The sequence below is a fragment of the Bacteroides ilei genome (genome assembly GCF_900128495.1).
In the GTDB taxonomy this organism is placed as follows: Bacteria; Bacteroidota; Bacteroidia; order Bacteroidales; family Bacteroidaceae; genus Phocaeicola; species Phocaeicola ilei.
This window is the reverse complement of sequence record NZ_LT635801.1, coordinates 3275404-3301057: the sequence shown is the minus strand read 5'-3', so window position 1 is coordinate 3301057 and position 25654 is coordinate 3275404. Positions and strand designations below refer to the sequence as shown.

The following is a 25654-nucleotide window of genomic DNA, read 5'->3' as shown; positions in this document are numbered from 1 at the left end:
TTCATGCTGCTAAATTTATAAAAAACCTTTGTATATTTGTATAGAACAATCCACAGAAAACAAATTATGACCGATTTAAATAACTTTATAGCCAATCAACTGACCCATTTGGGTATCAGTCCGGAGAATACCAGCTGGAGCGTACGGCTTACAATCATTGTCTGCATCATTCTGGTAACCTACATCGCTACCAAAATATTCCGCCACCTGGTAATGCCAACCATACAGAAAATCACATCCCGTACCAAAGCCACTTGGGACGATTATCTTTTCAACCACAAAATGTTGAAGAGTTTTTCCCGCATGATTCCTCCTATCCTTCTGTTCTTCCAGCTTCCGTTGGCTTTTTCAGACTTACCAGTTCTGCTCGATTTTCTACAGAAGGCATGCTCCATCTATATTGTCATTACGACACTGATGCTGATCAACTGTTTCCTGAACTCTCTATACGAAATCTCAATAGAACATGAAGCGCTACGCAACCGGCCTCTGAAAGGTATCTATCAGATGATCAACCTAATAGCGATGGGTATAGGCTTCATTCTCATCATCAGTATACTGATCAATGAAAATGCCGCTACAATTCTTGCCGGATTGGGAGCGTCGGCAGCCGTACTGATGTTAATCTTCAAAGACAGTATTCTGGGACTGGTAGCCGGAGTACAGCTTTCGGCAAACGACATGCTAAGGCCGGGCGACTGGATTACCGTAAGCAAATACGGAGCCGACGGCTATGTGATTGAAGTAACCCTTACAACCGTAAAAGTACAGAATTTCGATAAGACCATTACAACCATACCTCCTTATATTCTGGTAAGTGACTCATTCCAGAATTGGCGAGGCATGCGTGAAAGTGGAGGACGGCGGATCAAACGCTGGATCAACATCGACATGAATACCATTCATTTCTGTAAAGAAGATGAGATAAAATATTTTGTCACTAAAGGGTGGATTACCGAAGAGGAGGCACAAAGCCAACAACCAACCGTCAACCTGCACATTTTCCGGAATTATATCCAGCAATACCTGGCCGGCCATCCGCGGACAAACAAAGACATGATGATCATGGTACGCCAACTGCAACCTACGGCAGAAGGTCTTCCGCTTGAAATATATTGTTTTACCGATACGACCGAATGGCTTGAATATGAACAGATACAAGGAGATATCTTCAACCATATCCTGGCCATATTGCCACAATTCGGCCTCCGGATTTTCCAGCGGCCGGCAGGGAATGACCTGACAACAATAACAACCACCAAATAATAAAAACAATTATGGAAAAAGGTCTGACATACACAAGCAGAACAATTGTAAACAAAAACAACACCGCATTGACATTGGGATCGGGAGATATGGAAGTCCTCGGCACTCCTGCTATGCTGGCACTGATGGAAAACGCAGCTATGAATTCGGTCTGTAGCCATCTGCCTGAAGGCTCCACTACCGTAGGCTCGATGATAGAATCCACCCACATCAGGCCCTCGGCCATAGGAGAAACTATAACGGCTACAGCTACCCTGGAAGAGATAGAGAACAGAAAACTGACCTTCAAAGTGACAGCGGCCGACAGCAAAGGGACTATAGGAGAAGGGACACATATCCGCTATATCGTAGACAGGAAACGCTTCCTCGGCAAGCTATAAAAAGAATATGGTATGAACATCAAATAACATATTTCTTCTATCAAAATATGCATGACAATAAATCATGTAAATCCATACTTTTGCCTTGTCAATATTGATTAACACTAATACCTGAACAAACAACTATGACACAATGTTTTCTAGCGGTCGATCTGGGAGCAACCAGCGGACGCACAATCTTAGGAACCTTCACTCCTGAAGGCCTGAAGACGGAAGATATCAACCGCTTCCCTAACCATATCATTGAAACCGGAGGACACTTCTATTGGGATCTGTTCGCATTATATCGTCACATCATCGATGGCCTCAAACTAGCGGCACAAAGAAAAGACATCGAAATCACTTCAATCGGCATCGACACATGGGGAGTGGATTTTGTATGCATCGGTAAAGACGGCGGCATACTCCGCCAACCTTATTCCTACAGAGATCCGCATACGGAAGGAGCTCCCGAAAAATATTTCGAACGGGTGCCGCGCAACAAAGTCTATGCATGTACCGGAATCCAGGTCATGAACTTCAACTCATTGTTCCAACTGGACACCCTGAGAAGAAATAATGACAGTGCTCTGGAAGTTGCCGACAAGATTCTGTTCATTCCAGATGCCCTGAGCTATATGCTGACCGGTGAAAAAGTAACGGAATATACCATCGCATCGACCGCCCAGCTGGTCAATGCACAGACCAGACATCTGGAACCTGAACTGCTGAAAAGCCTGGGGCTGACAGAAGACAATTTCGGACGTTTTGTCTATCCGGGAGAAACTGTCGGAACACTGACAAAAGAAGTCCAGGAAATGACCGGTCTGGGAGCAGTTCCAGTTGTGGCTGTAGCCGGCCATGATACAGCTTCGGCCGTAGCCGCAGTACCGGCATCCAACAAGAATTTTGCCTACCTGAGCAGCGGTACATGGTCACTGATGGGAGTCGAAACTGAAGCTCCGGTCATCAATGCGGAAACAGAAGCGTTGAATTTTACCAACGAAGGCGGTGTAGACAACACCATCCGTCTGTTGAAAAATATCTGTGGCATGTGGCTTCTGGAACGTTGCCGCCTCAACTGGGGGGAAACATCCTATCCGGAGCTCATTGAAGAAGCCCAGCAAAGTGAACCGTTCCGTAACCTGATCAATCCCGACGATCCGGTCTTTGCCAATCCGGCAGATATGGAAGAAACCATAAAGAAATATTGCGTGGCCCACAACCAGCCAGCCATCGAAACCAGAGGTCAGGTTGTACGCTGCATTTTTGAAAGTCTGGCCATGCGCTACCGTCAGGTTCTGGAAAACCTGCAGAAACTTTCCCCGTTCCCGATCGAGACCCTACATGTCATCGGCGGTGGAAGCCGTAATGATCTGCTGAACCAATGGACTGCCAATGCCATCGGACTACCAGTGGTAGCAGGACCGTCTGAAGCTACAGCTGTAGGAAACATCATGATCCAGGCTCTGGCTGCAGGAAAAGCTACATCAGTAGCATCCATGAGACAACTGATCGGTCAGGCTATTCCCCTGAAAACATTCCAGCCTACACACGCTGAAGCATGGGAAGTAGCTTACCTTCACTATAAGACAATGACTCTTTAATCTTTAAACTAATTATTCAATATCATGAAAGAAGAACTCGTAAAAAAAGCGTATGAAATAGCAAAAGAACGCTATGCAGCAGTAGGAGTAGATGTAGACAAAGTATTGGACACACTCCAGAATATCCAGATTTCCATGCATTGCTGGCAAACAGATGATGTAGTAGGTTTCGAACCGAAAGCCGGAGCCTTATCGGGAGGTATCCAAACTACAGGAAACTACCCGGGCAAAGCACGTAATATAGACGAAGTACGCAAGGACCTGGAATTCGCCATGTCATTGCTGCCGGCTAAACAGCGTATCAACCTTCACGAAATCTACGGTGACTTCAAAGGAAAGTTCGTTGACCGTGACCAGTGTACAATCGATCTGTTCAAGAGTTGGATGGAATGGGCCGATGAATTGGGTGTGAAACTGGACTTCAACTCTTCATCCTTCTCTCATCCGAAGAGCGGTAACCTTTCCCTCTCCAATCCGGACAAGGGTATCCGTGATTTCTGGATTGAACATACCAAACGTTGCCGTCAGATAGCCGAAGAAATCGGAAAGCATCAGGGAGACACCTGTTACATGAACCTTTGGGTACATGACGGAAGCAAGGACATCACATTGAACCGCATGAAATACCGTGAACTCTTTAATGACTCACTTGACCAGATCTTTGCCGTAAAATACGATCATATGAAAACTGGTCTGGAAAGTAAGGTATTCGGTATCGGACTGGAACATTATACTGTAGGATCCAACGAATTCTGTATGGGATATGCAACCAAACATCAGACTTATCTGACTATCGATACCGGTCACTACCATCCTACAGAAGTGGCCGCCGACAAAGTTTCATCGGCCTTGCTGTTTGTTCCGGGACTTATCCTGCACGTAAGCCGTCCTATCCGTTGGGATTCTGACCATGTCACCTTGATGGACGATTCTACCACCGAACTGTTCCAGGAACTGGTTCGTTGCGACGCCCTCGACCGCACCGCTATCGCACTTGATTATTTCGATGCTTCCATTAACCGTATCGGTGCATACGTAATCGGTACCCGTGCAGCTCAGAAGAGCCTGTTACGTGCATTACTGGAACCGCTGGCTATGCTGCGCAAGTATGAAGCTGAAGGAAAAGGCTTCCAGCGTCTGGCCTTGCTTGAAGAAGAAAAGGCATTGCCTTGGAACGCTGTATGGGATATGTTCTGTCTGAAGAATGATGTTCCGGTAGGTGAAGAATTCATCGGTGACATCGAAAAATACGAAGCAGAAGTAACCTCAAAACGTAATTGAAAAGTTTGATTCATTGTCGGTGATGCCCTCCGTCCGGATGGGTATAACCGGCAATGATACATCTATTTGACAACAGAACAATTATTATGGATATTGTTATCGGACTGTTAATTATCGCTATCGGTGCATTCTGCCAATCAAGCTGCTATGTACCGATCAACAAGATAAAAGACTGGAGCTGGGAATCATACTGGATCATTCAGGGGGTATTTGCTTGGCTGATATTCCCGCTTCTGGGAGCACTGCTGGCCGTACCCTCAGGTGAAAGCTTGCTCGGTCTGTTTGCCAGTGCAAACAGCCTGGACGTCATGATGACCATGCTTTTCGGTGTGCTATGGGGTGTAGGAGGACTTACCTTCGGACTGTCTATGCGTTATCTGGGCGTAGCGTTAGGACAAAGTATCTCGTTAGGAACCTGTGCAGGCCTCGGTACTATCCTGGCCCCTGTAATGCTGAACATTTTCTATCCGGAAGCTCATCATCTGGAAAAATTGACAGCAGCCGTCATTATCGGTGTAGTTGTTACCCTGATAGGTATCGCCATTATCGGTATCGCCGGCAACATGAAGTCACAAAGCTTGAGTGAGGAAGAAAAGAAAGCCGCCGTAAAAGACTTCAACTTCCCGAAAGGAATAGCAATAGCCTTGTTGGCCGGGCTGATGAGCGGTTGCTTCAATGTAGGGTTGGAATTCGGTTCTTCCATCCATTTTGAAGAATCGGCCGATATGTTCAAGACCCTTCCCGCTACCCTGCTGGTAACATTAGGCGGGTTTATCACCAACGCTGTCTATTGCTTCTATCAGAACAGCAAGAACAAAACGTGGAATGATTACCGCAAAGGAAACGTATGGGGCAACAATCTCATTTTCTGCCTGATTGCCGGAGCACTCTGGTACAGCCAGTTCTTCGGATTAGCTCTAGGGAAAGGATTCCTGACAGAATCTCCTGTATTGCTGACGTTTGCATTCTGTATCTTGATGGCGCTCAACGTAGTGTTCTCAAACGTATGGGGAATTATACTGAAAGAATGGAAAGGATGTTCTTCAAAGACAATCTTTGTACTGATTATCGGACTGATAGTACTGATTGTATCGTCATTCCTTCCTCAATTACTGGAAAACTAATTTGAATATTTATAATATGGAATCAATTTTAAATAACCGTCCGGCATTGGCAGCCGAAGTTGCAAAAGTGGCAGAAGTAGCCGGATATCTGTGGCAGAAAGGCTGGGCAGAGCGTAATGGAGGTAACATTACAATTAATATTACGGAATATGTAGACGATGCCATCAAGGCCATGCCCGCAATAAGTGAAGTAAAACAGATCGGGGTGACTCTCCCACATCTGAAAGGCTGCTATTTCTATTGCAAAGGAACTCAGAAACGCATGCGTGACCTTGCCCGTGACCCGATGGCCAACGGCTCCATCATCCGTATTCTGGACGACTGCTCAAGCTATGTAATCATCGCAGACGAAGTGGTCAACCCCACCTCTGAATTGCCTTCTCATCTGAGCGTACACAACTACCTGATATCAAAAGGATCACCTTACAAGGCTTCTCTACATACACATCCCATTGAACTGGTAGCAATGACACACTGCCGGAAATTCCTGGAAAAGGATGTAGCCTCTAATCTTTTATGGAGCATGATACCTGAAACAAAGGCTTTCTGTCCACGCGGATTAGGCATGATTCCGTACAAGCTTCCCAGCTCCGTAGAACTGGCCGATGCGACAATCAAAGAACTCGATGACTACGATGTAGTGATGTGGGAAAAGCACGGAGTCTTTGCCGTTGATACAGATATTATGGCTGCGTTCGACCAAGTTGACGTTCTTAACAAATCGGCTCTTATCTACATTGCAGCTAAAAATATGGGATTTGAACCCGAAGGCATGAGCCAGGAACAGATGAAAGAAATGTCGGTTGCATTCAACCTACCCAAATAACCATATAAAACAAGAATTATGCATAGAATGATATTGAACGAAACCTCCTATTTCGGAGCAGGTAGCCGTGAAAACATTGCGGTAGAAGCTAAACGTAGAGGTTTCAAGAAAGCTTTCTTTGTTACAGACAAAGATCTTATCCGCTTTCATGTAGCGGACAAAATAATTGAAGTGTTCGAAAAGAACGGCATACCTTACGAAATTTACAGCGACGTCAAAGCAAATCCGACGATTGCCAATGTACAGAACGGCGTCAATGCATATAAAGCATCCGGAGCCGATTTCATCGTAGCCTTGGGTGGAGGTTCTTCCATTGATACAGCCAAAGGAATCGGTATCGTAGTAAACAATCCTGAATTTGCAGATGTACGTTCACTGGAAGGAGTTGCAGATACCCGTCATAAAGCCGTTCCTACTTTCGCATTGCCTACTACAGCCGGTACCGGTGCTGAAGTGACAATCAACTACGTCATCATTGATGAAGAGGCAACAAAAAAAATGGTATGCGTGGATCCGAATGATATCCCGACTGTGGCTATCATCGACCCGGAACTGATGTATTCAATGCCAAAAGGACTGACAGCAGCAACCGGTATGGATGCCCTGACCCATGCCATTGAAAGCTATATTACTCCAGGAGCCTGGACGATGTCGGATATGTTCGAATTGCAGGCTATTGAAATGATTGCCCAAAACCTGAAAAAGGCAGTAGACAACGGTAATGATACCGAAGCCCGTGAAGCTATGTCACAGGCGCAATACATTGCCGGTATGGGATTCAGCAACGTAGGTCTGGGAATAGTCCACTCTATGGCACATCCATTGGGAGCACACTATGATACTCCTCACGGTGTTGCCAATGCTCTGCTCCTGCCATATGTAATGGAATACAATGCCGAATCACCGGCTGCTCCCAAATATATCAATATAGCCAAGGCAATGGGTGTCAATACGGAAGGAATGACGCAGGAAGAAGGTGTCAAAGCTGCTGTAGAAGCTGTACGCCAATTGTCTGTCAGCATCAATATTCCACAAAAACTGCATGAAATCGGCGTAAAGGAAGAAGACCTGCATCAATTGGCTATTGATGCTTTCAACGATGTCTGCACCGGAGGTAATCCACGCCCGACATCTGTCGAAGAGATTGAAGCCTTATACCACAAGGCTTTCTGACAAGTCCCCTAACAACTTTCTATATAGGAAGGCCGGCGACACAATTTCGTCGGCTTTCTTCTTTCCGGATATTATCGCCAAAACACAATAAATCAGACAAAAGCATGTCAGATCCCAAAATATTTCCTATTTTTGTATTTATACAATAAGGGAATTAGAGTATATGACATCATACAACGATTTAGGAGTAGAATTCAAATACCTGATAGTCAATGACCGGGACCGCCGTTTCGGGCTATGTGTCAATACAGTGGGCGTACAAGCTATCCGCCCTAATTCCCCTTATCCCATAAAAGACCATCCTTCGGGCTATTTTTTCAATTTCCATAAAGGTCGCGTCCTGCCCGAATATCAATTACTCTACATTTCAAAAGGAAAAGGTACATTCGAATCGGAAGATACTCCCGAACGTCCGGTCAAAAAAGGGAATATAATCATCCTGTTCCCTGGACAATGGCATACATATAGTCCGGACACTACTACAGGATGGAACGAATATTACATCGGATTTGAAGGTTTTTTCATCGACCAACTTATCAAGAACTCATTTCTAAATAAGGATAACCAAGTTCTGGAAGTAGGTTTGAATGAGGAACTGGTATCTTTATTCACCAGGGCTCTCGACATTGCTGAAGAAGAAAAACCCGCTTCCCAACAATATCTATCCGGAATTCTGATGCATATCATCGGTATGATTCTTTCCATATCAAAAAACAAGGCCTTTGAAAAAGACAATGTAGCCGAAAAAATAGAACAGGCTAAAATTATCATGAATGAAAATGTATATAAGGAAATCGATCCCGAAGAACTTGCACAGAAACTGAACCTCAGCTATTCATGGTTCCGGAAAATGTTCAAAGACTATACCGGATATGCCCCAGCCAAATATTTTCAGGAACTGAAACTCAGAAAAGCCAAGCAATTACTGATAGAGACTCCACATTCAGTCAAAGAGATATGCTTCATGCTAGGATATACATCGACTGAACATTTTTCAAACCTGTTCAAAAAAAATACCCGGCTAACCCCTTCCGAGTACCGGTCGGCCGGGAAAAAATCAGGGAAATAGGCTCATTCCTTTCTGTTCTGCTCCTTTAACAGATCACGGATTTCTGTCAACAGCTGTATTTCAGCCGATGGAGCAGCAGGAGTTTCCGCCTTTTTGGCTTCTTTCTTACGGTTCAATGCATTGATACCCTTTACCAGCATAAATACGGCAACTGCAATAATCAGAAAATCAAAGACCATCTGAATAAAATTACCGTAATTGATGGAAACTTCCGGACTGACAATCGTCGAACCATCCATTACAGCATGCTTAAGAACAATCTTCAGATCAGAAAAGCTCACACCACCAACCAAAATACCGACTGCCGGCATAATGATATCCCCAACCAACGAAGATACAATTTTTCCAAAAGCTCCACCGATAATGACACCTATTGCCATATCAATGACATTTCCACGTACGGCAAATTTTCTGAATTCTTCAATTATTTTTTTCATCGGACAATAATATTGATTTTTTAATTCTGCTTTACATACGGAACATACCTCCTAAACAACCAACGCCGCTATCAATTGGATAAACAATATCAGAAAGACCATGGCTATAGGATACACGGTTGCATAAGCGACGCCCGGAATATTGCTGTCGACCATCGAATCGGCCGCAGCCAGTCCCGGGGTACTGGTCATTCCCCCAGTTATTGTTCCCAACAAATCCAACAGACTTATCTTAAAGACCAACCTGCCGACAAGCGCGGCCAACAGCATCGGAACCAATGTAATGGCGGCTCCGACACCGAACATCAGAAAACCGCTTTCCTGAAAGGTCGAAACCAGGGTCTTTCCTGCTGACGTCCCGACCTCGGCCAGGAAGAGCAAAAGTCCCAACTGACGGAGCAACTGATTGGCCGGCCCCGACATAGACCATATAACAGGTCCGGTCTTACCTACTGCACTCAGGAATAAAGCCATCATCAGAATACCTCCTGTCAACCCCGGTGAGAAAGACATTCCTCCACCGAACGAGATACTCAGCTTTCCGAACAGAACACCTAAAACGATACCCATGGCAATAGGGAAGAAATCGGTATCCGAAAGCTTTTTGGCATCATTCCCCAACAAACGGGCTACAGCCTGAACCCCTTCCTTCTCGCCGACAACCATCAGTTTATCTCCGAATTTCAACTCCAGCTCAGGGGACGGAGACAAATCGATACCACTCCGACGGACCCGTGTTACGGTACAGCCGAAATTATGTTGGAGATTCAGATCAAATAACTGCTTACCCACCATGTCCTTTTTTGTCAGTAGTAAAGATTCTATCGCCTGCATGTTACTTAAAGGAAGTTCACCTTCTTCACGGACTCCCAGCATCAAAGCCAGATTATTCAGAGACTCCTGACTCCCTACCCCTTGGATATAATCATCCTTTTCAAGAACAATATCAGCCTTCGGTATCAAAATCTTGTCCCCACGTTTGATTCGGGATATGACAGCTCCCGTCATCACCCGGATATTCAACTGCTGCAATGTACGTCCGAATACGATGGGATTGGTAACCCGAAACAGACATGTATCCAGAACCGGGAACTGGTTACGTCGTTCAGCCTCAAGCATACGGGCTTCCCGTTCCACATCAACTCCCAAGACCTTGGGTAACAGTTTGACAAACAGAATCACTCCAATGACTCCGAACGGATAGGCGATGCCATAAGCAATGGAAGCCAACGGCGACTGGGTACTGTCGATAGCGACAGCCAATCCTGGTGTACTGGTCAAGGCCCCGGCTATCAATCCCACAAGACTAGGAGTATCAATATCGAAAAGATATTTCAAACCGACACCCGTCAGACACGCAGAAGCCACAATTAATAAGGTTATCAAGATCAATGTCTTTCCCTTGCTCCGGAAAGAATGAAAAAAGCCAGGTCCGGCCTGAATTCCAATAGTAAAGATAAAAAGGACCAGTCCGAAATTCCCCAGTTCCTTCGGAATGGAAACGCCCCAATGCCCGAAAGCCAATGCTATAAAAATTACAGCAGAGACATCGAGCGACAATCCGGCTACTTTTATGCGCCCCAGCATAAAGCCGAGCGCTACAATCAAGAATACAGAAAAATAAGATGATTGCAGTAAGTCGATGAACATAAAATCAGTCTATAAGATTTCAACTATTATGGAAACAAAGATAAGCATTTACCTTTGATATGCAAACATTCCATGACTCATAACATCAAGATATTTCCCTTAACGATGCAATCACATTGTCAGCTATCCTTAAGTCCTGTAATATACGCATATAATTTTCTGTAAAAGAGATGTCTGGTCAATGTGGAAGCATCCCCCAATATGATCAGTTTCATACGGGCACGGGTCATGGCCACATTCATCCGGCGCAAATCATTCAGAAATCCAATCTGCCCCTCTTCGTTGGCACGTACCAGACTGATCAGAATAATGTCACGCTCCTGTCCCTGAAAACCGTCTACCGTATTGATGGTGATTGCCGGTCGATAAGGTTTAAAGAAACTGTCCTTTCGAAGCAGCTGGCGTAAATATTGTACCTGTGCCTTATAAGGTGATATCAACCCGACATCGATACGTTCATCCAGAAAACGCTCTCGACCGATCTTTGTAATATATGCCTTTAGTTGGCTGATTGACAGTTCTGCTTCCGCCTTATTGATCCGTCCGTAATTTTCACCCACAAACTCCTCATTACAATCCATTCCTTCGGTATTAATCCACTCTATCGGTGTATCGAAATCAAGAATACTACGATATCTGACTTCAGGTGCCGACCGTAACAGTCCATGATAAAACCATTCGGAGGAAAAATGCATAATTTCATCATTCATACGGTATTGTACAGCCAGCAATGAAACCGTCTCCGGCTTATTCTTCACAATAGACTGCATCAACGTATCTCCAAGACCTTCACGCAATGCCTGAGGATTCTTGACCGTAGGGGGAAGCTGGCAATGATCACCTGCCAGAATTACCCGATCGGCCTTTCTCACAGGTATCCAGCATGCCGCCTCCAAAGCCTGGGCCGCTTCATCAATAAACAGGGTACCGAACTTCTGCCCTTCCAGCAAGCGGTTGGCACTACCGACCAATGTACAGGATATTACACGGGCTTCGCTGAACAAAGCATCATTAATCCGGATTTCCAGTTCAGTAGCACGATCTTTCAATGAATTGATTTTCGTACGGATAGAATCCCGGTCGGAAGATTTTCTCATTCTCTGATACAACTCCCGGACTGCCTTCCGGATACTCCATAACTGCGGATAATCGGGATGAGATTCAAAACGACGTTCGTACGTAAACGAAAGCATTTTATCGTTTACCCTGCTCGGATTTCCGATACGAAGCACACTTACCCCTCTGTCAACAAGTTTTTCGCTGATCCAATCGACGGCCATGTTACTTTGCGCACAGACCAGTACCTGATTCTCACGATGCAGGGTTTCATAAATGGCTTCCACTAAAGTCGTAGTCTTTCCGGTTCCTGGAGGTCCGTGCACAATCGCCACATCCTTTGCATGTAGAACTTTATTCACAGCCTCCTCCTGAGTAGCGTTCAGCCAAGGAAAACGGACCGGCTGAAAAGAGAAAGTCGAAACCGGCAATGTTCCATGAAAAATATCGCGCAATTCGGCCAGCCTGTTATTCTTCGCATGAATAACTTTCCCCAATGCATCAAACATCAGCCTATAGCTTGTTTCATCGAAATAAAGCTGCACACCTAACATTCCTTCTTTACTCTGCAAAGCCAGCAAAGCACCGGCATCAGGCAACACAACCACCATACAACCGTTATCCACATAACTGACAAAAGCTACAAAATTCAGGTTTTTCAACTTACCTGACATATCCTGAGTGAAGAAGCAGACGGGACGCCCGTATTCGAACTGATGCTCAATATCCTTATCTTCCCGCTGCCTGACTTCAATGACCAACTGGTTCAAGGCATTATAATAACTGCGTCCCAAATCCAACGGATACCAACAGATACCCCTCTTAATCTTACGTCCAACTCCCATCAGTTCAGTCTGTTGTCTAAACTGATCCTTTTCATATTCATATTCCATCTTCAACAAATCATATTGATGCTGGAGATACAATATAGGAGACTGTATATTTAAATTATCTTTCATTCCTGTTCTTTTTGATTCCGTTCGGCCAACATCTGTGCACGGGATTTACTCTGGGTCACTACATAAACCCCGGTAAAAATCAAGATTGCCGCCAAAGCCTTGATCCAACCGAAATGCCCCATCCCCAAAAGAATGGAAGCGCTTGCTCCGACTACCGGCTGAACGTAATTATACATACTTACCACTGTGGGACGAAGCGTCTTCTGCCCCACCAACATACAAATATAAGCTACAAATGTACCGAAAAAGACAACATATCCCACTTGCAACCATACCGTTACCGTACAGGCAGAAAAATCGGTTACTGCAAAATCATGATATGAAAAAGGAATAAAACAGATAGCAGCATACGTAAACATCCATTTCATCAACGTAAACACATTATAACGTGCTATCAGTTTCTTGAATATCGTCAGATAACAGGCAAAACTGACTTGGGCAGTTATACAAAGCGCATCACCCAACATACTTCCTCCGCCTTGCGAAACCGGACCACGGTTACTCAAAATCAACATCAAAGCTCCAATAGAACCAAGAAAAATACCCGAAACCTTCATCGGAGTCACCGGTTCCTTCAGAAACAATGCCGCCAGAACCATAGTAACAATAGGCATAGTTGTCGTTACGATAGAGGCATCGACTGGAGAAGTCAATGACAACCCGAATGTAAAACAACCTTGATTACATACGATACCCAACATACTGGCAAAAAACAACAGAAACAGATCGTGGGGATTCACTTTCTCTTTCGGAGCAAACAAAGACGCTATCCAGAAACATGCCGCTCCGCCAATCATACGCATATTTGCCAACAGCAGACCTGTAATTCCCGCATCCATTGCTGCCTTCCCTATAGGAGACATTAATCCCCACATGGCCGCAGCCGCAATCAAAGCTACATGAGCCCTAACAACTTTACCATCCATCTTTATTTCCATTTTACAGTACAAAGGTAAGAGTTCTCCAAAAAAGAGAGAATGAAACATTGATTTATTCCTTTATATTTTCTATTTTTGTTAAGGCACTATCAAATATCTACAGTCATGAAGAAACAAGCCGACTACATTAAAAGAATAGAAATCAAAGGCCTTTGGGGAGGACGAAAAAACATAGCCTGGAATCTCCGCCCCGATGTGAATATCTTGAGTGGAGTAAACGGTATAGGTAAAACCACCATCCTGAACAGTACGATACGCACCCTTGATGAAATGGAAGGAGCCCCATTGACCAACGGCATCCATCCAGGCGTATCATTCGTTTTCAGCCCGGAAGACGCCACTTTCATTCATTTCGACGTAATACGCAGTTTTGATCGTCCTCTAATCAATGCCAGCCTGCTCGAAAAAGTCGGGAATCAGCATATAAAGACAGAACTTGACTGGCAGCTTTATCAGCTACAGCGCCGCTATCTGGATTACCAGGTCAATATAGGTAACCGCATTATCGAATTATTGACCAGTGGAAATCCAGAAGACCAGTTAAAAGCTACAGAGGTTTCCAAACCCAAGACTCAATTTCAGGACATGATAGACGACCTCTTCAGTGAAACTCAAAAAAAGATTATTCGCAAAAGCAACGAAATTCTATTCGAGCAGGACGGTGACGTACTGACTTCATACCAGCTGTCTTCAGGAGAAAAACAAATATTGGTCATTCTGATGACGGTCCTGGTACAAGACAAACAACACTGTGCCCTGTTTATGGATGAACCGGAGGTATCACTTCATGTAGAATGGCAGCAACGCATGATTTCCCTCATCCGAGACCTGAATCCAAATGTACAGATCATACTGACCACACATTCACCTGCCGTCATCATGAACGGATGGTTGGATGCAGTGACTGAAGTAAGTGATATAACCTTATAAAACTCAACTCTTATGGGAAAAAGACTGACTGATAATCTATCGTCACTCTATATAGCGGCGGCCAATAGTCTGAAGCCCAAACGAGCAAGAAGAAAAATCGTGGCATACGTAGAAAGTTATGAGGATATATCTTTCTGGAGATCCCTATTGGCTGACTATGAAGATGAAACCCGCTACTTCGAAGTTATGCTACCTTCTCAAACCTCACTTGCCAAGGGAAAAAAGACTGTACTGATGAACCAATTGGGAAGCCAGCTTGGAGAAAATATGATCGCCTGCGTAGATAGTGATTACGACTATCTGCTTCAAGGGCGTACCCAAACCTCCCGATACATGCTTGAAAGTCCTTATGTGTTGCAGACCTATGCTTATGCCATTGAAAACTACCACTGCTATGCAGAAGGCCTGCACGAAGTATGTGTACTTGCCACATTGAATGATCATATGATCATAGACTTTCCCGCATTCATGAAACTTTATTCACAAATAGCCTATCCTTTATTTGTATGGTCGGTATGGTTCTATCGCAAACATATTTTGTCTGAATTTTCCTTGCTTGATTTCTGCTCTTATGTAAAACTTGACCAGGTAAGTACACACCATCCGGAAAAGAGTCTGGAAGCCATGTCCAAACGTGTAAGCCGAAAACTGAAAGATCTGGAACATCACCATCCTAACGCCATCTCTGAAATAGAGGAAATGAAAAAGGAGTTCCGCAATCTGGGGGTACATCCGGACAATACCTATATGTTCATCCAAGGACATCATATCATGGATAATGTAATACTGCGTCTACTCAATCCTATATGTACTGTCCTACGGAGAGAAAGGGAGCAGCAAATACATCAGCTGGCCTTGCATGACGTCCAACTGCAAAATGAGCTGACCAGCTATCAGCGCAGCCAAGTTCCGGTAGAACTTGTCATACATAAAAATACTAACTACAAAGACTCCCCACTTTATAAAATGATGCAACGTGACGTAGAAATATTCTTGAAAATCATCAATAAGAACCAACCACATAAAAAAGATCCCCGATAGAAACGACAATCAATCTATCGAGGATCTTTATATGGAATGAATCAGAATCAGGCATCAAAGTTTCTCCGGAGTATTTTCCAGAGTTGCAACCAGAAACTCATAGAATCTCTTTACAGACTCAATATTACACCGTTCTTCCGGAGTATGAGGACACTGTAAGGTAGGCCCGAATGAAATCATATCCAATCCTGGAATAATAGCACCGATAATACCACATTCCAAACCCGCATGAATAACCTTCACTTCTGGATCGACACCGAACTGAGCCTTATAGGATTCCTTCATGGCATGAAGAATAGGTGAATTGACATTCGGTTCCCAACCGGAATAAGCTCCGGAACGCTCTACATGCATACCGGCCATAGAGAAACAGCTTTCAAGAGCCGTATTGCGATAATCCTTCATTGAATCACGGGCACTGCGAGTCAAAATCTTGATAGAAGCTTTACCGCCACCGATATTCACAATAGCCAGATTAGATGAAGTTTCTACCGTATCCGGAATAGTAGGTATATACCGCTCAACTCCATTCGGACAAGCATAGATGGCATCAACCAAATTATCACGTATTTCCTCAGGAACCATCATCTTCGGCAAATCAATACGTTCAGCTTTGAAGCTCAATTCATCCTCAATAGTAGCATATTCGTCCTGCCATACCTGCTCACATTCACCTACATAAGCCAACACATCTTCCACTTCGGTTTCAGGAACAGTAATTACCACCTCACAATCACGAGGAATGGCGTTACGCATGTTACCACCTTCCCATGAAACCAGACAAGCCTCATCATAAGCAATCACCTGATTCATGAAACGTGCCATCAACTTATTGGCATTTGCATGTCCCCAGCCAATCTGGATACCTGAATGACCACCACGCAAACCTTTCAAAGTTACCTTCAGAGCAACGTCTTCCGGATCAGTTTCTTCTTCCTTGTATTCCAACGTAGCCGTCAGATCTTCACCACCGGCACAACCGATATATAACTCACCTTCTTCTTCCGAATCCAGATTCAACAGGATATCACCTTCTATGGTACCCGGCTTCAGACCGAACGCTCCATACATGCCAGTCTCTTCATCGGCAGTAATCAAGGCTACCAATGGTCCATGTTTCAAATTCTTATCCTCCATTACAGCCATAATAGCAGCAACACCCATGCCATCGTCCGAACCCAATGTAGTGCCTTTGGCTTTCACCCATTCACCATCAACATAGACTTGGAGAGGATCCTTTTCAAAATCATGAACAGTATCTTTAGTTTTCTGAGGCACCATATCCATATGGGCCTGCAAAATCACCGTCTTACGATTTTCCATTCCTGGAGTAGCAGGTTTGCGATAAATGATATTTCCCGCTTCATCCTGAAATGATTCAACGCCTACACTTTTACCGAAATCAAGCAAGAAAGCCTGAATTTTCTCCAAATGACCCGACGGACGGGGAATCTGTGTCAATGAATAGAAATGCTTCCACACATTCTGTGGAGCTAAAGAAAGAATTTCACTCATAATATTATTTCTTTTTATTTGTAAGCGGCAAAGCCACTAATCCATATATGCCTAACAAAATTAATAAAAATGTTTGGATTCCATGCACCAAAAGCGCAAATATTCCAGCATCTTCTTTTCCTACCCCATACATCATCATCATAGTAATCACTGCAAAATGCCAAGGACCTGCTCCATTCGGAGTAGGTACCACTACCGCAATACTGCCCACAACAAACATGACCAGTCCTGCCACCAAACCCAAACCAGCCGAAAAATCAAAACTAAAGAAAGCTACATAAAACTGAAAAAAGTAGCAAGCCCAAATTCCTATTGTATACAAGACATACAACCAAGGACGCTTTACATGACGGATAGAAAGACAGCCTTGCCAGATATTGGCAATCAGTCCTCTTACCCGAGCAAAAATAGAAAGATTCCGTATCAACCACACAATCAACACAATTGCAGCCAATATACAAACTAGCGTTATATAAAAATTACTGGAAGAGAACAAATGGACAAAGAAAGTCCTGTCTGTACCGGTAACCTGAAAAAAACGGGCAAAAATCCCGGATTGCAACAACAGAGTTACAGCCGTAATCAACAATACACACATTGAATCTATCAGCCTTTCAGATACAACCGTACCCAACGATTTCGAAAAAGAAACCCCGTCATATTTAGCTAAGACTCCACAACGTGAAACCTCACCGACACGCGGTACGACCAAATTAGCCGCATACGAAACAAAAATGGCATAAACACTGTTCGACAGCTTCGGATATTCTCCCAATGGAGCTAAGGCCAGATTCCAACGCCAACCACGAAACAAATGTCCGAATACTCCGAAAATCAAGGAAAAGAGCATCCATCCATAATTCATGCCGCCATCAAGTACTGCCCATACACGTTTAAAATCAAAACCATGATAGGTCCATATTAAAATTACAGCCCCTAAAATCAGTGACAAACTTATCTGAAAGACCGTATTTATAAGCTTTTTTACTTCAGTTCGTTCCAAAACCTGACCATTTATTTAAATTTAATGCTTAAATTTGCATGATGCAAAGATAATATCTTGCTGGAATAATTTTTAATTTATCCCCAGAAAATACAAAAGGAATGAAATTAGTTAAGCCGAAAAAGTTTTTAGGACAACACTTCCTGAAAGATTTGCAGATTGCAAAAGACATAGCCGACACCGTAGATACATACCCAGATTTACCAGTTTTGGAAGTCGGCCCAGGAATGGGAGTACTAACCCAATTCCTCATCACTAAAAACCGTCCGGTCAAAGTTGTGGAACTCGATTTCGAATCGGTAGCTTATCTCAGAGAAAATTTTGCCACATTGGGGGATAATATTATAGAAGAAGATTTCCTTAAAATGGACTTGTCAAAGCTGTTCGACGGAAAACCATTCGTCCTGACAGGTAACTATCCATACAATATTTCCAGCCAGATTTTCTTCAAGATGCTCGATAACAAAGATCTGATTCCCTGCTGTACCGGAATGATTCAAAAAGAAGTTGCCGAACGTATTGCAGCAGGTCCTGGCAGCAAGACCTATGGTATTCTAAGCATATTGATCCAAGCATGGTATCACGTAGAATATCTGTTTACGGTACATGAACACGTATTCAATCCGCCCCCAAAAGTAAAAAGTGCTGTAATCCGGATGACGCGCAATGAAATACAGGATTTGGGATGCAATGAAAAATTATTCAAACAGATTGTGAAGACAACATTCAACCAGCGAAGAAAGACATTACGTAACTCCATTTCTACTATTCTGAACAAAGAAAATCCATTGAGTTCTGATCCTGTATTCGACAAACGGCCGGAACAATTATCCGTACAAGAGTTTATAGATCTGACTAACCGTGTAGAACAAGCTCTTGCCGGACAATCAATGTCTGTAAAAGAACAATAAATAAAAATGTAAGTCCCAAACCTATCGGCTTGTGATCTTAATCATGATACATCAGTATGGAAAGTGAAGATATAAGAAAAATTTCAGAACTGATCGAAAATAAAAATTTCGATCGCCTTAAAGAGGTCTTGAATGATCTCCATCCTGCTGATATTGCAGAGCTCTGCAACGAACTGGATGCAGAAGAGGCCCGTGTCATCTATCCTCTTCTGGATAATGAAAAAGCTGCCGATGTATTGGTGGAGATGGATGAAGACGCCCGGAAACGTCTTCTGGAAGCACTTCCGTCCGAAACAATTGCCAAAAGATTTGTTGACTACATGGATTCGGACGATGCCGTTGACATTATCCGTGACATGGATGAAGACAAACAGGAAGAAGTTCTTTCCCATATTGAAGATATCGAACAGGCTGGTGACATTGTAGATCTGTTAAAATACGATGAAGATACAGCCGGAGGTCTGATGGGTACAGAAATGGTAATCGTCAATGAGAACTGGAGTATGCCCGAATGTCTTCGAGAAATGCGTATCCAGGCTGAAGATATGGATGAAATCTATTATGTCTATGTTGTAGATGACGATGAACGCCTACGCGGAGTATTTCCTTTAAAAAAGATGATTACAAGTCCATCCGTTTCCAAAGTAAAGCATGTTATGAAAAAGGATCCCATAGCGGTTCATGTTGACACTCCTTTGGATGAAGTAGTCCAAGTCATTGAAAAATATGACCTGGTAGCTGTTCCTGTCATTGACAGCATAGGAAGACTAGTAGGACGGATAACGGTAGACGATGTCATGGACGAAGTACGTGAACAGGCAGAACGTGATTACCAGTTGGCATCCGGTTTGTCACAAGACGTAGAAACTCACGACAATGTATTCCGTCAGACAACAGCACGACTTCCATGGCTACTTATAGGCATGCTTGGAGGAATAGGGAATTCAATGATACTAGGAAACTTTGACACAACTTTCGCCGCCCATCCTGAGATGGCCTTATACATTCCATTAATCGGTGGTACAGGAGGAAACGTAGGAACACAATCTTCAGCACTGATAGTACAAGGCCTTGCCAACAGTTCGCTGGATGCTGAAAAAACCATCCAGCAGGTTCTGAAAGAATCCGTAGTGGCCCTAATCAATGCCACTATCATTTCCATGCTGGTCTATATCTATAACTTTATCCGGTTTGGAGCTACTGCTACAGTAAGCTACTCAGTCTCCATCAGTCTGTTCGCTGTAGTCATGTTCGCATCCATATTCGGCACATTGGTTCCAATGACCTTAGAAAAACTAAAGATTGATCCAGCCATTGCAACAGGGCCGTTCATCTCCATTACCAATGATATCATCGGCATGCTCATGTATATGGGTATAACAGTTTTATTGGCCTAAAAACTTTTTAATGAAAATCTGTTATCAAAGTTGAAAATAATCAGAAAAAAAATATGATAATAAGATTTTATTTTTTTAATTTGTAACATTAAATAGCTTATTATTTCTAAAATCTATATACGATGGAATTAAATCAGACAAACCGCCCTATTACTGAGGCACCCGTGGACAGTATTCCCGAAGCTTCAGTCCCAACTCCTGAAAATTCTGAAAATGCTACAGTCTATGTACCCAAACAAACTCAGGAAGAAGTAATCAAACGCTTGTCAGAAATCAATGAAGATGCCTGCAACGCAGATAAACAAGAAATCGATATACTAAAACAAACATTCTATAAATTACACAAGGCAGACCAGGAAGCTGCCAAAAAAAAATTTGTGGAAGAAGGAGGGAATCCGAATGACTTTGTTCCTTCGCCCGACCCGTTCGAAGAATCTTTCAAAGAAGTAATGAACTCTATAAAAGAAAAAAGGAGTGTCATGGCTGCAGAACTGGAACAACAGAAAGAAACCAATCTGCTAAGAAAAATGGATATTCTGAACAAGATGAAGGCTCTTACCGAAACCACTGAAGATACCGGTAAAATCTATAACGAATTCAAGCAACTGCAACAGGAATTTAATGATATAAAACTTGTTCCAGCAGGTAAGGTCAACGAATTATGGAAAACCTACCAGACATATACCGAAAAATTCTATGATATCGTCAAGCTGAACAACGAGTTCCGTGAATATGACTTCAAAAAAAATCTGGAACAAAAGACACATTTGTGTGAGGCTGCTGAAAAATTGGCTGAAGAGCCGGATGTCATCTCAGCATTCCACCAATTGCAAAAACTACATCAGGAATTCCGTAGCATCGGTCCGGTTACCAAAGATTTACGTGAAAGCATATGGGCCAGATTCAAGGCGGCATCTACTGCTGTAAACCGCCGTCATCAACAACATTTTGAGATGCTGAAAGAAAAAGAACAGCAAAATCTGGATCAGAAGACCGTTATCTGTGAAATAGCAGAAGCCATGGAATATGATACGTTCAAGACTTTTGCCGACTGGGAAGACAAGACCCAAGAAATCCTGGCCCTACAGGCAAAATGGAAAACCATAGGCTATGCACCGCAAAAGATGAACGTTAAAATATTCGAACGGTTCCGTGCAGCCTGTGATGAATTCTTCAGACGCAAAGCTGCCTTTTTCAAGTCTATAAAGGAAAGCATGGCCGAAAATCTCGAAAAGAAAAAAGCTTTATGCGAAAAAGCCGAATCATTAAAAGATAGCACCGACTGGAAAACAACGTCCGAAATCCTTACTCAGTTACAAAAAGAATGGAAGACTATCGGACCTGTCGCTAAAAAACATTCAGATGCGGTATGGAAACGTTTCATTGAAGCCTGTGACTATTTCTTTGCACAAAAGAATAAAGCAACCAACTCCCAACGTTCCGTCGAGCTGGAAAATATGGCAAAGAAAGAGGAAATAATCAAGAAACTCGCTGCCCTTGACGCATCCGGAACCACAGATGATTCAACAGCCCAGCAAACAAAAGACTTGATGAAAGAATGGAACACTGTTGGACATGTACCGTTCAAAGAAAAAGACAGACTTTACAATGAGTTCCATGGACTGATTGACAAACTATTCGACAAACTCAATCTGTCGGCTAGTGAAAAGAAATTGAACAACTTCAAATCAGGGCTAAGCAAAGGAGACAACTTATACCGCGACAGGGAAAAACTAGTCCGCACCTATGAAGGACTGAAAAACGATATCAAGACTTATGAAAATAATCTCGGATTCTTGAACTCATCATCCAAGAAAGGGAATTCATTAGTTACTGAAATCAACCGGAAGATTGAACGCCTGAAAGGTGATATGGAACTTGTTCTGAAAAAGATAGCTGCTATCGATGAAAAGCTAAAAGAACAATAATCACATTAACATAAAACCATATATCTAATACCATTGTCATGAAAGATTTAAACTAACCTTTCAATGACAATGGTATTTATGTATCCAAACAGAATCAACCAACAAAAACATATATGAAAGACAATAATGAGGAAATGTTTCCGATAGTAGACGAAGAAGGTAATATCACCGGAACCGCTACTCGTGGAGAATGTCATAATGGAAGCAAATTACTACATCCGGTAGTACACCTTCATGTATTCAACACTAAAGGAGAACTCTACTTGCAAAAACGTCCCGCATGGAAAGACATCCAACCCGGAAAATGGGACACTGCCGTAGGAGGGCATATCGATTTGGGAGAAAGCGTGGAAATTGCTTTAAAGCGCGAAGTAGAAGAAGAACTGGGCATCATAGATTTCACTCCTGAACCAATAGCTCATTATGTGTTTGAATCCGACAGAGAAAAAGAACTGGTATTCTGTTTCCGGACAACGTATGACGGCCCTATCTGTCCCAGTGAAGAACTTGATGGAGGAAAATTCTGGACACTCGACGAAATCCGGAAAAATCTGGATCAAGGGATATTTACACCTAATTTTTCCAATGAATTCAAACGCCTAAATTTTTAAGCCACAACATTACACAAAACAATTGACTTAAATCAATATTTCACCAAACATTCCTAAATATATCTACCAAGACTGTATCCTTTTTATAAAAATCTATAATTTTGTGTTGCAAAACATAAAATTATAGATTGCAATTCTAAGCATATAGAGAATTTGATAAAATTTGAAAACACTACAAAGACTAACTACACAAACAAGACAATGAACGCATACACAAAATTTAATTCATAAAAGCGATGGAAATGTGAAATAGATGAGGCTGAAGTACATTCAGCCTCATTTTATTCACTTAATATTTTATCTTATCCGTTTTCTTACCCCAGTCATCAAAAGCTTTTTTAGCTTCATCCGGCAATAAAACCTCTGATTTCAATTTCCTATCTTCCGGCTTTAAATCAAGTTCCTTATAAATAAAAGCATCATCAAATCCGATAGCAGCAGCATCGTGTTTATTATTCCCATAGTACATCCTATCAAGATGTGCCCAATAAATGGCTCCCAAACACATCGGACATGGCTCACAAGATGTATAGATTTCACATCCACTCAAGTCGAAAGTTCCTAATTTACGTGCTGCAGCACGGATTGCACTGACCTCAGCATGAGCGGTAGGATCACAATCAGGAGTCACACGGTTTACTCCCGTAGCGACAATTTCTCCATTACGGGCAATCACAGCACCAAACGGTCCTCCCCCCTTTGCAACATTTTCAATCGAGAGCTCTATAGCTCTCCTCATTAATTCCTCTTTTGTCATAGTCTTCTTCTTTTTAGTTTGCCTAAATATACAATAAAAATAATATATATAAAAACAAAATAAAAAAGTAACAAATACCCCTAAAGCCCCAACAAAAAAACTCCTGGCCGAAATGATTTTCGACCAGGAGTCCTTCTTTATTTTGTATAAGTGTCTTCAAGCAAAAGAATTACATCATACCACCCATACCGCCCATACCTGGAGCAGACATCGGCATTTCCGGTTTATCTTCCTTCTTTTCTACAATGACACATTCTGTAGTCAGGAACATACCTGCGATAGAAGCAGCATTTTCCAAAGCCACACGGGTAACCTTTGCAGGATCAACCACACCGGCTGCATGTAAATGTTCGTATACATCTGTACGGGCATTGTAACCGAAATCACCTTTACCTTCACGCACTTTCTGTACAACGACAGCACCTTCCTTACCGGCATTGGCTACAATCTGACGAAGCGGTTCCTCAATGGCACGCTTGATGATTTCAATACCCGTCGTTTCATCGGCGTTATCACCCTTCATGCCTTCCAATGCATCGATGGCACGGATGTATGTTACACCACCACCCGGTACGATACCTTCTTCAATAGCAGCACGGGTAGCACACAACGCATCGTCTACACGGTCTTTCTTCTCCTTCATTTCTACTTCACTGGCAGCACCTACATAAAGAACAGCTACACCACCTGACAATTTAGCCAGACGTTCCTGCAATTTTTCCTTATCGTAGTCTGAAGTAGAATTCTTGATTTCAGCCTTAATCTGGTTGACACGCTCCTGAATCAATTCCTTCTTACCGCCACCGTTCACGATAGTTGTATTTTCTTTGGTAATAGTTACCTTATCACAAGTACCCAGCATTTCAAGAGTAGCTTGTTCCAGTTTCAAGCCCTTTTCTTCGCTGATAACGACACCACCTGTCAATACGGCAATATCTTCCAACATGGCTTTACGACGGTCACCGAAGCCTGGAGCCTTCACGGCACAAATCTTCAACTGGCTACGCAGACGGTTGACAACCAAAGTAGTCAAAGCTTCACTATCTACATCTTCTGCAATTACCAATAACGGACGTCCGCTCTGAACAGCCGGTTCCAAAATAGGCAAGAAATCTTTCAAGTTAGAAATCTTCTTGTCATAAATCAGGATATACGGATGTTCCATCACGCATTCCATCTTTTCTGTATCTGTTACAAAGTAAGCTGACAGATAACCACGGTCGAACTGCATACCTTCTACTACACCGATAGTAGTATCTGTACCTTTAGCTTCTTCGATGGTAATCACTCCATCTTTTGAAACCTTACGCATAGCATCTGCAATCAATTTACCGATTACCGGATCATTGTTGGCTGATATGGTAGCAACCTGTTCGATCTTATCATAGTTATCGCCTACAGTTTCAGCCTGAGCCTTGATAGATTCAACAACTTTGGCAACGGCCTTGTCGATACCACGTTTCAAATCCATCGGATTTGCACCAGCTGTCACATTCTTCAAACCAACGCCTACAATAGCCTGAGCTAAAACGGTAGCGGTAGTTGTACCATCTCCCGCATCGTCTCCGGTTTTTGAAGCTACCGATTTCACCAGCTGTGCACCGGTATTCTGAAATGGATCAGCCAATTCAACCTCTTTAGCTACAGTAACACCATCCTTTGTAATGTGAGGTGCACCGAATTTCTTTTCGATGATGACATTACGACCTTTCGGGCCTAATGTTACCTTTACAGCGTTAGCCAACTCATCTACTCCTTTTTTCAACTGATCACGAGCATCAATGTTAAAGAGAATATCTTTTGCCATAATAGTTTT

General features: G+C 43.0%; 22 protein-coding genes. 14 read left to right on the top strand and 8 right to left on the bottom strand.

Annotated elements, in window-relative coordinates; translation table 11 throughout:
* Positions 1–66 precede the first annotated feature (66 nt).
* The 8 genes from BQ7489_RS14025 to BQ7489_RS13990 all read left to right on the top strand — a co-directional run bounded on the left by BQ7489_RS14025 (position 67) and on the right by BQ7489_RS13990 (position 8705).
* Positions 67–1266: a mechanosensitive ion channel family protein gene (locus BQ7489_RS14025; RefSeq protein ID WP_072531577.1), complete on the top strand. Its 1200-nt coding sequence runs from the start codon at positions 67–69 to the stop codon at positions 1264–1266.
* Between the two features lie 11 nt (positions 1267–1277).
* A complete protein-coding gene (locus tag BQ7489_RS14020) occupies positions 1278–1646 on the top strand; it encodes a thioesterase family protein (RefSeq protein WP_072531576.1) in 369 nt (122 codons plus the stop codon).
* 125 nt (positions 1647–1771) lie between these two features.
* The gene (locus BQ7489_RS14015) at positions 1772–3232 is read left to right on the top strand and encodes a rhamnulokinase (protein WP_072531575.1); all 1461 of its coding nucleotides are present in this window, start codon (positions 1772–1774) and stop codon (positions 3230–3232) included.
* 24 nt (positions 3233–3256) lie between these two features.
* Positions 3257–4513: an L-rhamnose isomerase gene (locus tag BQ7489_RS14010; RefSeq protein ID WP_072531574.1), complete on the top strand. Its 1257-nt coding sequence runs from the start codon at positions 3257–3259 to the stop codon at positions 4511–4513.
* An 86-nt stretch (positions 4514–4599) separates the two neighbouring features.
* A complete protein-coding gene (rhaT, locus tag BQ7489_RS14005; RefSeq protein ID WP_072531573.1) occupies positions 4600–5637 on the top strand; it encodes an L-rhamnose/proton symporter RhaT in 1038 nt (345 codons plus the stop codon).
* Between the two features lie 16 nt (positions 5638–5653).
* Positions 5654–6463 (top strand): rhamnulose-1-phosphate aldolase, encoded by an 810-nt coding sequence (gene rhaD, locus BQ7489_RS14000; RefSeq protein WP_072532201.1) that lies wholly within the window; start codon positions 5654–5656, stop codon positions 6461–6463.
* 18 nt (positions 6464–6481) lie between these two features.
* Positions 6482–7636, top strand: a complete 1155-nt coding sequence (gene fucO, locus BQ7489_RS13995) for a lactaldehyde reductase (protein WP_072531572.1) — start codon at positions 6482–6484, stop codon at positions 7634–7636.
* 163 nt (positions 7637–7799) lie between these two features.
* Positions 7800–8705 carry an AraC family transcriptional regulator gene (locus BQ7489_RS13990; protein ID WP_072531571.1) on the top strand — a complete coding sequence of 302 codons (906 nt, stop codon included), beginning with the start codon at positions 7800–7802 and terminating at the stop codon, positions 8703–8705.
* 2 nt (positions 8706–8707) lie between these two features.
* Here the strand turns inward: BQ7489_RS13990 and mscL are convergent, their stop codons facing one another.
* The 4 genes from mscL to BQ7489_RS13970 form a co-directional block, all read right to left on the bottom strand.
* Positions 8708–9142, bottom strand: a complete 435-nt coding sequence (mscL, locus tag BQ7489_RS13985; RefSeq protein WP_072531569.1) for a large-conductance mechanosensitive channel protein MscL — start codon at positions 9140–9142, stop codon at positions 8708–8710.
* Between the two features lie 51 nt (positions 9143–9193).
* A complete protein-coding gene (locus BQ7489_RS13980) occupies positions 9194–10792 on the bottom strand; it encodes an aspartate:alanine exchanger family transporter (protein WP_072531567.1) in 1599 nt (532 codons plus the stop codon).
* A 119-nt stretch (positions 10793–10911) separates the two neighbouring features.
* Positions 10912–12807 (bottom strand): AAA domain-containing protein, encoded by a 1896-nt coding sequence (locus tag BQ7489_RS13975; protein WP_072531565.1) that lies wholly within the window; start codon positions 12805–12807, stop codon positions 10912–10914.
* A complete protein-coding gene (locus tag BQ7489_RS13970; protein WP_072532200.1) occupies positions 12804–13733 on the bottom strand; it encodes a DMT family transporter in 930 nt (309 codons plus the stop codon). The genes BQ7489_RS13975 and BQ7489_RS13970 overlap by 4 nt, the downstream gene beginning before the upstream one ends.
* 117 nt (positions 13734–13850) lie before the next feature.
* Here BQ7489_RS13970 and BQ7489_RS13965 point away from each other — a divergent pair, with 117 nt between their 5' ends.
* A complete protein-coding gene (locus tag BQ7489_RS13965) occupies positions 13851–14675 on the top strand; it encodes an AAA family ATPase (protein WP_072531564.1) in 825 nt (274 codons plus the stop codon).
* 12 nt (positions 14676–14687) lie between these two features.
* Positions 14688–15716, top strand: a complete 1029-nt coding sequence (locus tag BQ7489_RS13960) for a DUF4435 domain-containing protein (RefSeq protein WP_072531563.1) — start codon at positions 14688–14690, stop codon at positions 15714–15716.
* A gap of 54 nt (positions 15717–15770) precedes the next feature.
* Here BQ7489_RS13960 and BQ7489_RS13955 read toward each other — a convergent pair whose 3' ends face one another.
* Together BQ7489_RS13955 and BQ7489_RS13950 are read right to left on the bottom strand one after the other, a co-directional pair.
* Positions 15771–17231: an aminoacyl-histidine dipeptidase gene (locus tag BQ7489_RS13955; RefSeq protein WP_072531561.1), complete on the bottom strand. Its 1461-nt coding sequence runs from the start codon at positions 17229–17231 to the stop codon at positions 15771–15773.
* A 4-nt stretch (positions 17232–17235) separates the two neighbouring features.
* Positions 17236–18234 carry a lysylphosphatidylglycerol synthase transmembrane domain-containing protein gene (locus BQ7489_RS13950; RefSeq protein WP_072531559.1) on the bottom strand — a complete coding sequence of 333 codons (999 nt, stop codon included), beginning with the start codon at positions 18232–18234 and terminating at the stop codon, positions 17236–17238.
* Positions 18235–18335: 101 nt separating this feature from the next.
* On the opposite strand from BQ7489_RS13950, the gene rsmA reads away from it, so the two are divergent.
* From rsmA to BQ7489_RS13930, 4 genes are all read left to right on the top strand, one after another.
* Positions 18336–19145 carry a 16S rRNA (adenine(1518)-N(6)/adenine(1519)-N(6))-dimethyltransferase RsmA gene (gene rsmA / locus BQ7489_RS13945; protein WP_072531557.1) on the top strand — a complete coding sequence of 270 codons (810 nt, stop codon included), beginning with the start codon at positions 18336–18338 and terminating at the stop codon, positions 19143–19145.
* A 56-nt stretch (positions 19146–19201) separates the two neighbouring features.
* The gene (gene mgtE, locus BQ7489_RS13940) at positions 19202–20542 is read left to right on the top strand and encodes a magnesium transporter (RefSeq protein ID WP_072531554.1); all 1341 of its coding nucleotides are present in this window, start codon (positions 19202–19204) and stop codon (positions 20540–20542) included.
* A 122-nt stretch (positions 20543–20664) separates the two neighbouring features.
* Positions 20665–22470 carry a DUF349 domain-containing protein gene (locus BQ7489_RS13935; RefSeq protein WP_072531552.1) on the top strand — a complete coding sequence of 602 codons (1806 nt, stop codon included), beginning with the start codon at positions 20665–20667 and terminating at the stop codon, positions 22468–22470.
* A gap of 113 nt (positions 22471–22583) precedes the next feature.
* Entirely contained in the window at positions 22584–23081 is a 498-nt protein-coding gene (locus BQ7489_RS13930; protein WP_072531550.1) for an NUDIX hydrolase, read from the top strand.
* A 289-nt stretch (positions 23082–23370) separates the two neighbouring features.
* On the opposite strand, the gene BQ7489_RS13925 is transcribed toward BQ7489_RS13930, so the two are convergent.
* On the bottom strand, positions 23371–23838 hold the full coding sequence (locus BQ7489_RS13925; protein ID WP_072531547.1) for a nucleoside deaminase: 468 nt from the start codon (positions 23836–23838) through the stop codon (positions 23371–23373).
* A gap of 169 nt (positions 23839–24007) precedes the next feature.
* The gene (gene groL, locus BQ7489_RS13920) at positions 24008–25645 is read right to left on the bottom strand and encodes a chaperonin GroEL (protein ID WP_072531545.1); all 1638 of its coding nucleotides are present in this window, start codon (positions 25643–25645) and stop codon (positions 24008–24010) included.
* Positions 25646–25654: the final 9 nt, after the last annotated feature.